The organism is Streptomyces sp. NPDC058663, from assembly GCF_042716745.1.
GTDB lineage: Bacteria > Actinomycetota > Actinomycetes > Streptomycetales > Streptomycetaceae > Streptomyces.
The window spans coordinates 117,219-129,335 of sequence record NZ_JBHXRV010000002.1 but is presented as its reverse complement, the minus strand read 5'-3'; the positions used below and the strand labels follow the sequence as shown (position 1 = coordinate 129,335).

Annotated in this window: 13 protein-coding genes; 8 read left to right on the top strand and 5 right to left on the bottom strand. The window is 69.3% G+C overall.

The window, feature by feature from the left end; translation table 11 throughout:
• The first annotated feature begins 2 nt into the window (after positions 1 to 2).
• Genes pflA through ACFWVV_RS01810 form a run of 8 tightly spaced genes read left to right on the top strand, consistent with a single transcriptional unit; the run spans position 3 to position 7,809 of the window.
• The gene (pflA, locus tag ACFWVV_RS01845) at positions 3 to 830 is read left to right on the top strand and encodes a pyruvate formate-lyase-activating protein (protein WP_384342684.1); all 828 of its coding nucleotides are present in this window, start codon (positions 3 to 5) and stop codon (positions 828 to 830) included.
• 46 nt (positions 831 to 876) lie between these two features.
• Positions 877 to 2,103, top strand: coding sequence for an MFS transporter (locus ACFWVV_RS01840; RefSeq protein ID WP_384342686.1), 1,227 nt, complete (start codon positions 877 to 879; stop codon positions 2,101 to 2,103).
• Positions 2,100 to 4,439, top strand: a complete 2,340-nt coding sequence (locus tag ACFWVV_RS01835) for a molybdopterin oxidoreductase family protein (RefSeq protein ID WP_384342688.1) — start codon at positions 2,100 to 2,102, stop codon at positions 4,437 to 4,439. Before ACFWVV_RS01840 ends, ACFWVV_RS01835 begins: the two co-directional genes overlap by 4 nt.
• A 6-nt stretch (positions 4,440 to 4,445) precedes the next feature.
• Positions 4,446 to 5,045, top strand: a complete 600-nt coding sequence (locus ACFWVV_RS01830; RefSeq protein WP_384342690.1) for a 4Fe-4S dicluster domain-containing protein — start codon at positions 4,446 to 4,448, stop codon at positions 5,043 to 5,045.
• Positions 5,042 to 5,734 carry a Rieske (2Fe-2S) protein gene (locus tag ACFWVV_RS01825; RefSeq protein WP_384342692.1) on the top strand — a complete coding sequence of 231 codons (693 nt, stop codon included), beginning with the start codon at positions 5,042 to 5,044 and terminating at the stop codon, positions 5,732 to 5,734. The genes ACFWVV_RS01830 and ACFWVV_RS01825 overlap by 4 nt, the downstream gene beginning before the upstream one ends.
• Positions 5,731 to 6,117, top strand: coding sequence for a hypothetical protein (locus ACFWVV_RS01820; RefSeq protein ID WP_384342694.1), 387 nt, complete (start codon positions 5,731 to 5,733; stop codon positions 6,115 to 6,117). Before ACFWVV_RS01825 ends, ACFWVV_RS01820 begins: the two co-directional genes overlap by 4 nt.
• Before the next feature lie 5 nt (positions 6,118 to 6,122).
• A complete protein-coding gene (locus ACFWVV_RS01815) occupies positions 6,123 to 7,553 on the top strand; it encodes a NarK family nitrate/nitrite MFS transporter (protein ID WP_384342696.1) in 1,431 nt (476 codons plus the stop codon).
• Between the two features lie 52 nt (positions 7,554 to 7,605).
• Positions 7,606 to 7,809, top strand: coding sequence for a hypothetical protein (locus tag ACFWVV_RS01810; protein WP_384342698.1), 204 nt, complete (start codon positions 7,606 to 7,608; stop codon positions 7,807 to 7,809).
• Positions 7,810 to 7,831: 22 nt separating this feature from the next.
• Here the strand turns inward: ACFWVV_RS01810 and mscL are convergent, their stop codons facing one another.
• The 5 genes from mscL to ACFWVV_RS01785 form a co-directional block, all read right to left on the bottom strand.
• Positions 7,832 to 8,302, bottom strand: a complete 471-nt coding sequence (gene mscL / locus ACFWVV_RS01805; protein WP_384342700.1) for a large conductance mechanosensitive channel protein MscL — start codon at positions 8,300 to 8,302, stop codon at positions 7,832 to 7,834.
• A 153-nt stretch (positions 8,303 to 8,455) separates the two neighbouring features.
• Complete coding sequence (locus tag ACFWVV_RS01800) at positions 8,456 to 9,034, bottom strand: hypothetical protein (RefSeq protein WP_384342702.1); 579 nt, start codon at positions 9,032 to 9,034, stop codon at positions 8,456 to 8,458.
• Positions 9,035 to 9,214: 180 nt separating this feature from the next.
• Complete coding sequence (locus ACFWVV_RS01795) at positions 9,215 to 10,048, bottom strand: S-methyl-5'-thioadenosine phosphorylase (protein ID WP_384342704.1); 834 nt, start codon at positions 10,046 to 10,048, stop codon at positions 9,215 to 9,217.
• A gap of 92 nt (positions 10,049 to 10,140) precedes the next feature.
• Positions 10,141 to 10,494 carry an FmdB family zinc ribbon protein gene (locus ACFWVV_RS01790; RefSeq protein ID WP_384342706.1) on the bottom strand — a complete coding sequence of 118 codons (354 nt, stop codon included), beginning with the start codon at positions 10,492 to 10,494 and terminating at the stop codon, positions 10,141 to 10,143.
• A gap of 66 nt (positions 10,495 to 10,560) precedes the next feature.
• Positions 10,561 to 11,787, bottom strand: a complete 1,227-nt coding sequence (locus tag ACFWVV_RS01785; RefSeq protein WP_384342888.1) for an MFS transporter — start codon at positions 11,785 to 11,787, stop codon at positions 10,561 to 10,563.
• Positions 11,788 to 12,117: the final 330 nt, after the last annotated feature.

Genomic DNA, 12,117 nt, shown 5'->3' with positions numbered 1-12,117 from the left:
CCATGGCCGCTGTACTTCTCGGAACCGGGATCCCGGTACGGGCCGCCGCTCCGGCCACTCCCACCGGCACCACCCCGGCAGGTGCCGCCACCCAGCGGCCGGTCAGTGGCTCCGTGCACTCCTGGGACCTGTCCACCGGTGTCGACGGGCCCGGCACCCGCTTCGTGACGTTCCTCGCCGGCTGCCCGCTCGCCTGCCTCTACTGCCACAACCCCGACACCCTGCGGATGCGCAGCGGCAAGCGGTACGCGGCGGACGACATCGTCGCGGAAGCCGCCAAGTACACGACGTTCATCAAGGCGGCCGGCGGCGGCACCACCCTCAGCGGCGGGGAACCCCTCCTCCAGCCCGTCTTCGCGGGCGAGCTCTTCCACCGCTTCAAGCACGAGCTCGGCCTGCACACTGCGCTCGACACCTCGGGCTACCTCGGCGCCCGCGCCACCGACGCACTGCTGCGCGACGTGGACCTGGTGCTCCTGGACATCAAGTCGTGGGACCCGGCGACGTACCGGAAGGTCACCGGCCGCGAACTGGCACCCACCCTCGCCTTCGCCGAACGGCTGGCCGCCCTCGACAAGGAGGTGCACGTCCGCTTCGTGCTCGTGCCCGGCCTGACCGACGACCCGGCGAACATCGAGGGCGTCGCCGCCTTCACCGCGTCCCTGGGCGTCGTCTCCCGGGTGGACGTCCTGCCCTTCCACAAGCTGGGCGAGGCCAAGTGGGAGGCCCTGGGCAAACCGTTCACGCTGCACGACACCCCGTCGCCGGGCCCGGACCAGGTGGCTGCCGCCCGCGCCATATTTCAGAGGCACGGCCTGTACGCCGTTTGAGCGCGCCCAAGGGGTGAAAAGGGCAATTTCGTCCTAATTTTATGGGGTGACCGAGCCCTCGCCCCCCACCCCGGACCCGACCCCGCCCCCCAATCCCGGGGGTGCGCCCCCCGCGGGCGCAGGGACCGCCGACGCCGCGCCGCCCCTCGGGCAGCGGGGGAGCCCGGACAGCGGCACGGGTGGGCAGCCAACGGCCCCCGCCGACGCCGCGCCCCTCGGCTGCCCCCGGCCCGCTTCCGCGCCGGCCACGCCCTCGGTGACCCGCCGTGCCACCCTGGTCGCCACGGCGGTCTCGCTCCTCCTCATCCTCGCCATCTACTTCGGCAGCCGGATGCTGAGGGACTTCGACTCCGCGCTCATCCCCTACGCGGTGGCAACGATCTTCCTCGCCTTCGGCGTCGCCTACCGCTACACCGTCTGGGTCTCCGCCCCCGGCGCCCGCCGCCTCTTCAAGAAGGGCTGGGGCAGCCTCTTCTCGGCGGAGAACTTCCGCAAGGCCCCCACCGCCCTGCCGAAGATGATCGCCACCTACCTCGGCTTCCAGAAGTTCCTCGGCGCCCGCTCACACGCCCGCTGGGCCGCCCACCAGCTCATCTTCTGGGGATGCATCCTCGCAGCGGCGATCACCTTCCCCCTCACCTGGGGCTGGTTCACCTTCACCTCGGGCAGCGGCTCGGGCCCCGGCTACGAGATGCGGATCTGGGGCATCAAGGTGCTGGGCTACGACTCCTCCAGCCTCATCGGCTGGCTGATGTTCCACGGCCTCGACATCGCCGCCGTCCTGGTCATCCCGGGCGCCTCCTACTTCCTGTGGCGCCGGATGAAGGACCGCGGCGCGATGACCGGCCAGCGCTTCGCGTACGACCTCGTACCCCTCATCGCGCTCATCGTCATCTCCGTCACCGGCCTGCTGCTCACCTTCTCGTCGATCTTCCTGCACGGCGGCGGCTACGAGTTCCTGGCGATCCTGCACATGGTGTCGGTGGTCTTCACGCTCATCTACATCCCGTTCGGGAAGTTCTTCCACATCGTGCAGCGGCCGGCAGCCGTCGGCATGCAGCTCTTCAAGTACACCGCGCGGCAGAAGGACGAGGTCTTCCACTGCCGCCGCTGCCACACCCCCATCGACACCGCGCCGTACGTCGAGAACCTCGAGGCGACCATGCGCGACCTGGAGCTCGACTTCGCCCAGTGGGCCGAGTACTGCCCGCGCTGCAAACGCGAACTGCGCGGCAACGCCTACCTCTCGCACGTCAAGAAGGGCTTCAAGTGACGTCCCCGCAGTCTGCCCCCAGGCCCGCCCCGCACAACCGGCCGCGCATCCCGCTGGACCCTTCCCTCGCACCGCCCGGCACCCGGGGCTTCCGCGACGCGGGAGGCATCCCGGCCGACCAGTGGCACGCCGACCAGCACGGCGAAACCCTGGTCCCCACCCACTGCTGCTTCTGCGGCGTGCAGTGCGGCATGTACCTGCGTGTCGACAAGGGCGGCAAGGTCTTCGGCGTCGAACCCCGCAACCACGACATCAACCGCATGCGCCTGTGCCCCAAAGGCATCAACGCCTACCAGCAGGTCAACCACCCCGACCGGCTGACCGCACCCCTGATGCGCCGCTCCCGCGACGAGGAGTTCCGGGAGGTCTCCTGGGAGGAGGCCCTCGACTTCACGGCGTCGGAGGTACGTCGCATCCAGCAGACGTACGGCAACGACGCGTTCGGCATGCTCGGCGGCGCGAGCCTCTTCTCCGAGAAGACGTACCTGGTCGGCAAGTTCGCCAGAGTCGCCCTCAAAACTCGACATGTCGACTACAACGGCCGCCTGTGCATGGTCTCCGCCGCCGGCGCCAACAAACTGGCCTTCGGCATCGACCGCGCGGGCAACCCGTTCTCCGACATCCTCCTCACCGACTGCCTGCTCATCGCCGGCTCCAACGTCGGCGAGTGCTTCCCGGTGATGACCCAGTACCTGTGGGGTGCACGCGACCGGGGAGCGACGCTGATCGTCGTCGACCCCCGCGAGACGGCCGTCGCGCGCACCGCCGACATCCACGTCGCCCTCAAGCCCGGCACGGACTCGGCGTTCTTCAACGCCGTCCTGCACGTCGTCGTACGGGAGAACCTCACCGACGAGGCGTACCTGGCGGCGAACACCACCGGCTGGGACGAGGTGAAGGCCAAGGCCGCCGAGTACCCACCGGAGCGCTCCGCCGGGATCTGCGGCGTCCCGGCCGCCCAGATCGAGCAGGTCGCCCGCGTGTTCGCGGCCGCCGGCAAGGCCATGGCCTGGCACGCGCGAGGCATCGAACACCACTCGCAGGGCGTGGAGAACTGCCTGTCCGTCATCAACCTGTGCGTCGCCACCGGCAACATCGGCAAGCCCGGCGCGGGCTACGGCACCATCACCGGCCAGGGCAACGGCCAGGGCGGCCGTGAACACGGCCAGAAATCCGACCTGCTCCCGGGCGGCCGCTCCATCATGAACGACGAGCACCGCCGCCAGATCTGCGAGATCTGGGGCATCGAGGAATCCGAACTGCCACCCGCCGGCACCTCGATGATGGAAATGGTCTGGCAGATGCAGCGCGGCGAGATCCGCGGCCTGATCGGCGTCTGCAACAACCCCTTCGTGTCCCTCCCCAACTACCGGGTGGTGAAGGAGGGGTACGACGCGACCGAGTTCCACGCGCAGTTCGACTTCTTCCTCTCCGAGACGGCCGCCAACGCGCACGTCGTCTTCCCCGTCACCACCTGGGCCGAGGATGAAGGCGTGATGGCCAACGCGGAAGCCCGCGTCGTCAAGCACAACAAGGCCCAGGAGCCCCCGGCAGGCGTCCGTACCGACACCTGGGTGATGTGCCAGCTCGCCCAGCGCCTGGGAGCCGGCGACAAGTTTGCCTTCGCCGGCTCCCGCGAAGTCTTCGAGGAACTGCGTACCGCCTCCGCCGGCACCGTCAACGACTACTACGGCATCACCTACGAACGGCTGGAGGAGACCGGCGGCATCGCCTGGCCCTGCCCCGACACCTCCCACCCCGGCACCCCCCGCCTCTTCGAGGACGGCCGCAGCTACCACCCGGACGGGAAGATCCACCTCCAGGTCGTCGAGTGGCACCCGCCGATGGACCCGTACGACGACGACTTCCCCATGTCGCTCACCACCGGCCGCACCGTCGCCCACTTCCTCTCCGGCAACCAGACCCGCCGCCTCGGCGCCCTGGTCGAGCAGACCCCCCGCCCGTGGGTGGAGGTGCACCCGTCGCACGGCTTCAAGAACGGCGACCCGGTCCGCGTCGTCACCCGCCGCGGCAGCTCCGTCTACCCGGCACTCGTCACGGAGGCCATCCGCCCGGACACCTTCTTCATCCCGTACCACTGGCCCGCCCCGACGGCTGCGAACGTCCTCACCATCGACGCCCTGGACCCCCGCTCCAAGATCCCCGAGTACAAGGTCTGCGCCTGCCGCATCGAGCGCGCCGACCACATCGACGAGGTCCCCGCCCCGCCCGTCGCCCCCGGCCACGTCGCGTACCCGGAGACCCAGGTCTCCCGCACCGACCCCCTGCCGCCCACCGCCCCACAGGGCAGGGCAACCGCAGAAGAGAGGAGCTGACCAGCCATGATGGGCAAAACGATCTTCATTGACCCGGGTCGCTGCATCGGCTGCCAGGCCTGTGTCTCCGCCTGCCGCGAATGCGACTCGCACCGCGGCAAGTCGATGATCCACCTCGACTACACCGACCCGGGCCAGTCCGTCGCCTCCCTCCCCACGGTCTGCATGCACTGCGAGGACCCGGTCGCCCCGTGCGCCGAGGTCTGTCCTGCCGACGCGATCCTGGTGACCGCGGACGGAGTGGTCCAGCAGGCCGACACCACCCGCTGCATCGGCTGCGCCAACTGCGTCAACGCCTGCCCCTTCGGCGTCCCCAAGATCGATCTCGAAGCCAAGCTGCAGATGAAGTGCAACCTCTGCTACGACCGCACCGCCTACGGCCTCGCCCCGATGTGCGCCACGGTCTGCCCCACCGGGGCCCTCTTCTACGGAACCCTCGAAGAGCTCCAGGCCGAGCGGCCCGGTGTCCAGGTCGCCGACTCCTTCGCCTTCGGCGACGTGATGGTCTCCACCGGGGTCGCGATGGTCGTCCCCGCCGACAAGGTCCAGTGGCCGGTGCCCGGCGGGCTCCCGGTCGTCGAGGTGAACGGAGTCGACGTCCGATGAGCACGGTCCAGCCCCCACCACCGGAAACCACCGGCACCGGCATCCCGGGCAGCACGGACGACGCCCGCTCCGCCCTCCACGACCGGATCAGCGCCGACTCCCTCACCACCCGCCGTGACTACCTCCGCATCGTCGCCACGGTGTCCGGAGGACTCGCCGTGGGCGGCCTGGCGGTCGCCGGGGGAGTACTGCACCGGCACGGCGAACCAGAAGGTGACGGCGTCCCGAAGGCGAAACGCATCGCCGACGGCCTGCCCCCCGGCGAGTCGGTCTCCTTCCGGTACCCAGGCGACGAGGACCGCGCCGTCGCAGTCCGACTCGAGGACGGTTCCCTCGTCGGCTACTCCGCGGTCTGCACCCACCTCGCCTGCGCTGTGCTCTGGCGCAAGGAACGCGGCACCGAGGGCGAGCTGTACTGCCCCTGCCACGAAGGCATCTTCGACGCCAGAACCGGCGAGGTCACCGCCGGCCCGCCGCCCCGGGGTCTGCCCAAAGTCGTCGTCATCGAAGAGGTCGACGGCAGTATCTGGGCGATCGGCACCACCCGCTCCGGTGAGAGCGTCGAAGCCGGCCTGTGCCGCCAGATCCTTGACGAACGCCCGGACTTCGCCGCCCGCATCGGCTGCCCCGGAGCCGCCGACCGCCCGAAAGCGCCCGCCGACTCCACCCGGCAGGGGAGGCAGACATGACCACCCCGCCCCCGAACCCCACCCCCGGCGTTCCGCCGCGCCCCGAGTACCGCCCCGGCAGCGCCGATCCACGCCTCAACCGCCCGGTCCGCGAGCGCTACCCGCAGATCCGCTCCACCAGCGGTTACGGCGACCCCCGGGTCCGCCACACCGGCCCCGGCCCCGGCGCGGGCACCGAGCAGGAACCGGAACGCTCCGCCAAACTCACCGCCCGCCTGGTACTCGCCCTGTCCGTGGTCATCGGCCAGCTCTGGGCACTGACCATCACCGTCAACGAGTGGATGAAGGGAGACACCGGCACCGCCTGGTGGGGAGCCGGCTTCCTGTGCCTGTCCTTCCTGGCGGTCCTCCTCCTCTGGCTCCTCGACCCCAAGGACCGGTGACCCCCATGGCGACAGCAACCCCGACAGGACCCGGTGGCGGGCCCGCCACCGACACGTACAAACCAGGTACGACGATCGCCGACTGGCGCCCCGAGGACGAGACCTTCTGGCGGTCCACCGGCCGCAAGGTCGCCAGAAGAAACCTGTGGATCTCGGTCCCCGCGCTGATGCTGGGCTTCGTCGTGTGGCAGGTCTGGTCGGTCACCGTCGTCAAGCTCGGAGACGTCGGCTTCGACTACTCCAAGTCGCAGCTCTTCTGGCTCACCGCCATCCCCGGTATCACCGGCGGCACCTTCCGCATCCTCTACACGTTCATCGGGCCGATCTTCGGCGAGCGGAAGTTCACCACGTTCTCCACGATCATCCTGATCGCCCCGATGCTCTGGCTCGGCTTCGCCCTCCAGGACACCAGCACCCCGTACTGGGAAATGGTGCTGATCGCCGCCGTCTGCGGCCTGGGCGGCGCCAACTTCGCCTCCTCGATGGCGAACATCGGCTTCTTCTTCCCCAAGCGGGAAAAGGGCAACGCCAACGGCATGAACGGTGGGCTCGGCAACCTCGGCGTCTCCGTCGTGCAGCTGGTCGCGCCGCTCGTCGTCACCGCCGCCGTCCTGTTCGCCCCGGCCGGCGGCCCGCTGAAGAGCAAGAAAACCGGCGAGGACATCTGGCTCCAGAACGGCGCCTTCCTCTGGGTGCCACTGCTGGTCGTCATGGCGCTGCTCGCCTGGTTCCTCATGAACGACCTCAAGGTCGCCGCCGCCCCGTTCAGCCAGCAGAAGGTCATCTTCAAACGGAAGCACAACTGGCTGATGACCTGGCTGTACGTCGGAACCTTCGGCTCCTTCATCGGCTTCGCCGCAGCCCTGCCCAACCTGATCAACACCACGTTCACACCGATCAACCCGGACTACTCGGCGACGACGTACGCCTGGATCGGACCCTTCATCGGGGCGCTCGCCCGCTGGGGCGGCGGCTGGCTCTCGGACAAGATGGGCGGCGCCCGCGTCACCATGCTGTCCTTCGTCGGCATGGGAGCCGCTCTGGTCGTCGTCATCACCGCTCTCCCGCACAGCGGCGACAGCGGCAACTTCTGGGTCTTCTACGCCGGCTTCCTGGTCGCCTTCCTGTTCTGCGGCCTGGGCAACGGCTCGACCTTCCGGCAGATCCCGGTGATCTTCCGCGACCAGCACCTGCAGAACGCGGAGGGCAAGGGCGAGCAGGCCCGGGTAACGGCGCTCAAGCAGTCCGAGATGGAAGCGGGCGCGGTCACCGGCTTCAGCTCCGGCATCGCCGCCTACGGCTTCTTCTTCATCCCCGCGATGTTCGCGAACTTCCCCGTGGTCAATTCCCTCTGGGTGTTCGTGGCCTTCTACGTCACGTGCCTGGCCGTCTGCTGGTGGTTCTACGCCCGCAAGGGCGCCGAGGCCCCCAGCTGACCGGGCCACGGACTCCACAGGGCCGGGGGCGTCACCGCCGTACCCTGGAGGAATGAACACCTCCGACCACGCCGCCCCCGGCCCCGCTCGCCCCGAACCGGCAGAGCGCCCCAAGTCCACACTGGTCTTCGACGACCCGCTGGACCAGCCGTCGTCGGACGACACGGACCGGGGCTGGGGCGACCGGCCCACGACGAGCGGCGGAACGACGGACCTCGCCCGTTTCCTCGACGAGAAGCCGCCGCACCACCTCTGATCCCGGCGTGGCGACCGTGGCGTTACGGGTTGCCGTGTCCCGACCCGCGCTGCGCGACCAGGGCGTCCCTGATCTCCTTCAGCAGCTCGATCTCGGTGGCGTCCATCACCTCTTCGGTCGCTTCCTTCGCCTTTTCCTTCGCAGCGCGCCTGGCCAGGTACTTCGCCATCGGCAACACCATCAGGAAATAGACGACGGCCGCGGTGATCAGGAAGCTCAGTGCCGCACTGAGGACCGACCCCCACATGATCTGGATACCGTCGATCGTGCCGTTCGCGGTCTTCGCGCAGGTCCCCTTCAGACAGGAGTGGTACCCCTCCAGGTCCTTGGTACCGAACGCTCCGACGAGCGGATTGATCACGCCCTTGACGATCGAGTTCACGATGTTGGTGAACGCGGCGCCGATGACGACCGCCACCGCGAGATCGATCACGTTGCCACGCATCAGGAAAGCCTTGAAGCCGTCCAGCAGGCTGGTCTTCTCGTTGCTCACAAGTGAGCCTCTTTTCGCATGTGCAGGGGGCGGAGCAAATTCCCCCGAAACCTACGGCAGCACAGGTCGCCGCTGTCCAATCCGTCAACCCGTACCGGTGACCCCACTGTTCGCCAGTGCAATTCGGCACACATCCGAGTACGACGCGAAGTGTCAGCACAGCGTCACCGCCAGACGTGACACCGCGCCCGCGCTTGCCAGTTGGACTGCAGTCGCCCGCGGAACGGACAGCACCACAAGGGCCCCGTTGTCCGAAGAGGCTTCCCTCACGATGGGCACATGGGCCACGCGCACCCCGGCAGCCACCACCCTTCCCATGGAACTCCTAGTGCCGTCAGGGGAGTTCGGGGCTGCGATGACATCCACCCGGTCTCCGCGCCGCAACAGCCCCACGGTGGCCGCGTCCGCGATCCGTACCGGTGCCGACACCACCTCGGCCCGCGGGGCGGCACGCGGGCGCTCCCGGCCACGTACGTCGACCGCTGCCGCGGCTTCCGTGTGCGTCTCCACGCGCTCCATGGCGCGGGGTGCCACAGCGGCCAACGCGGCCGCGGTCATCGCGAGTCCGACCGCCACCGCCCGGCGCTTGCGCCGCACCGCCCGCCGAAACCGGTGCCAGCTGCCGCCGCCACGTACCCGCAACGGCGGGAACTCCGGCACCCCGTAGGGCTCGGGCGCCGGCAGGGACTGGGGAAGCGGGGGCGGAGGGGGAATGGAAGAGGTCGGGGACACGGAGCATCACCACCAGATCGCAACAGGTGTTCGGATGGAACGCCTCTTACGATCCGCGTTCCGCCCCGATCCCGCTGAGGCCTGTGTACAGACCTCAGCCTGTGGACAACCCGCTCACCCTCGCGGGTGGACCCCGAGGCGCGCCACGCGCCCTCGCCCCCGCCCCGGCCACCACGGACCTTACGGAAGCGCGATGCCCGTCTTGATGCCGTCCAGAGCGTGTGCGCACAGGCAGTCCCGCGCAGCATTGGCCGGCAGCGCCGCCACCGCGTCGAACAGCACCGTCCGCAGCCTGTCCACGTTCGCGCCGAACACTTTCAGCACCTCCTCATGCGAGACGCCCTCACCGGTCTCGGCCCCCGCGTCCAGGTCCGTGACCAGCGTCATCGACGTATAACAGAGGCCCAGCTCGCGGGCGAGCACAGCCTCCGGGTGCCCGGTCATGCCGACCACCGACCACCCCATCGACGCATGCCACACCGACTCCGCACGGGTCGAGAAGCGCGGTCCCTCGACGACCACCAGCGTCCCGCCGTCCACCGCCTCCCAGTCCCGACCGCGTGCCGCGGCCAGCGCCACCTTGCGCCCCTCGGGGCAGTACGGGTCCGCGAAGGACATGTGCACCACCTCGGGCAGCCTGCCGCCGACCGGCGTCTCACCGTCGTAGAACGACTGCGCCCTGGCCTTCGTCCGGTCCACCAGCTGGTCCGGGACCAGCAGCGTGCCCGGCCCGAACTCCGTGCGCAGCCCGCCCACCGCACACGGGCCGAGCACCTGGCGCGCACCCACCGAGCGCAGCGCCCACAGGTTGGCCCGGTAGTTGATGCGATGCGGCGGCAGGTGGTGATCACGCCCGTGCCGGGGGAGGAACGCCACTTTCCGTCCCGCGATCTCACCCAGGAACAGCGAGTCACTGGGACTGCCGTAAGGGGTGTCGACCTGTACCTCGGTCACCTCCTCCAGGAAGGAGTAGAAGCCCGAGCCGCCAATAACGCCGATCTCTGCGTTCACCATGGCCGTCACCCTAACCGCGCCCCGAAACGCAGTGGTCCCCGCCGTCGGGGACGGCGGGGACCACTGGAAAGCACAAGGCACTCTTACGGCACTCAGGCGGCCGAAGACGACCCCGAGGAACCGCTGGACGAACTCGAACTCGACGAAGCCGAGGTTCCGGCCGAAGAGGTCGAGGACGCCGCTGCGGGCTTCGAGTCCGAGCCGCCCGAGGTGGAAGCGGCACCCGACTTCGCGGCCGAGGACGACGACGGCGTGCTGCTCGACGAGGAGCCACGGCTGTCGTTCCGGTAGAAGCCGGAGCCCTTGAAGACGATGCCGACCGCAGAGAAGACCTTCTTCAGGCGCCCCTGGCAGCTCGGGCACTCGGTCAGTGCGTCGTCGGTGAATTTCTGCACTGCCTCAAGGCCTTCGCCACATGCGGTGCACTGGTACTGGTAGGTCGGCACTTGATCCTCCTGGCACTCTCAGTCGTTGAGTGCTAACGACGGTCCATAGTGACGTATTCCGCGGAATCAGTCCACCGTGACGGGCACGCGGTGACTCACGCCACGTGCGGCCACCCGCCCCGACGACTGCGGCAGCAGCCGCGAGCGCAGCGTGACCAGCACGATCAGCGCGAGCACCGTACCGCCCAGCGGCACCAGGAATCCGGCGGACGAGCCGAACGCGTCCGTCAGCCGCCCGGCCACCGTCACGGCCATGGCCTGCCCGAACGCCACCGCACCGGTCAGCCAGGTGAAGGCCTCGGTGCGCGCGGTCGCCGGCACCAGCGTCTCGACCATCGTGTAGCCGGTGATCAGAGCGGGGGCGATGCACAGACCCACGAGCAGCCCGAGTCCCGCGAGCAGAGGCACGGAGTGCACCGCCCACAGGCCCGCGGCGAACAGTGTCAGACCGACGTAGCCGGTCATCAGCCGGCGGCGCGGTCCGATCTTCCAGGCGATGGTGCCGCAGGCGATGCCCGCCAGCATGTTGCCGCCGGCGAAGATTCCGTACAGCAGACCGTTGATGCCCGGGTTGCCGATCTCGGAGGCGAACGCGGTCATCGAGACCTGCATGCCGCCGAAGACGGCGCCGATGCCGAGGAACGCCACCGCAAGCACCCGGACACCTGGGATCGACAGTGCGGAGACGTGCTTCACGCGCGGGCCGCCGGACGTGCGGGACGGGACCGGCTGGGTACGCTTCTGCGCCGCGAAGAACAGGCCGCCGGCCAGGGTGAGCGTCGCCTCCGCGATCAGACCCGCCGCCGGATGCACGCCCGTGCACAGGGCCGTGGCCAGCACCGGGCCGACCACGAACGTGAACTCGTCGGTCACCGACTCGAAAGCGGCAGCCGTCGACATCAGCGGTGAACCGTCCAGCTTGGCCGCCCAGCGCGCCCGAACCATCGGACCCACCTGCGGCACCGACGCACCGGCCGGGACGGCCGCCACGAACAGTGCCCACAGCGGAGCGTCGGCGAGAGCCAGCGCGGTGAGCGCGGCGACCGCCACCGTGTGCACCAAGACGCCCGGCAGCAGTACTGCACGCTGGCCGAAGCGGTCGGCGAGCTTGCCGCTCTGCGGGGCGAACAGTGCCATGGAGACACCGGTGACAGCGGCGACGATGCCCGCGCTGCCGTACGAACCGGTGGTGTGCTGCACCAGCAGCACGATGCCGATGGTCAGCATCGCGAAGGGCTGCCTGGCCAGGAAGCCGGGGATCAGGAACGTCCAGACCCCGGGGGTGCGCAGCAGCTGCCCATATCCGGGACGCTTGGCGTCGCCCGGGCCGGAGCCCGTCGCGCCGGGGCCTTCGGTGGCGTCGGTCGTGACCGTGTGCGTCACGGCCCTTGCCTTTCTGCCGCCTGGTAGCGCTCCCCTTGCACCTGCGTCGTGGGCCTTACGTACGGGCGTACGTGGCACGCGCGCGTGCGGGAGCTGCCGAGAGCTGTCCTCTTGCGCAGGACCGGCGGTAGATACCAGGCATCTCCCCTGAACAGGGAAAACAGGCCGCCGTGCGGTCGCGCCAGCTCTGCGTCAGGCAGAGTTGGTCGATCAATTCACCTTCATGGTACAGGGAGAATC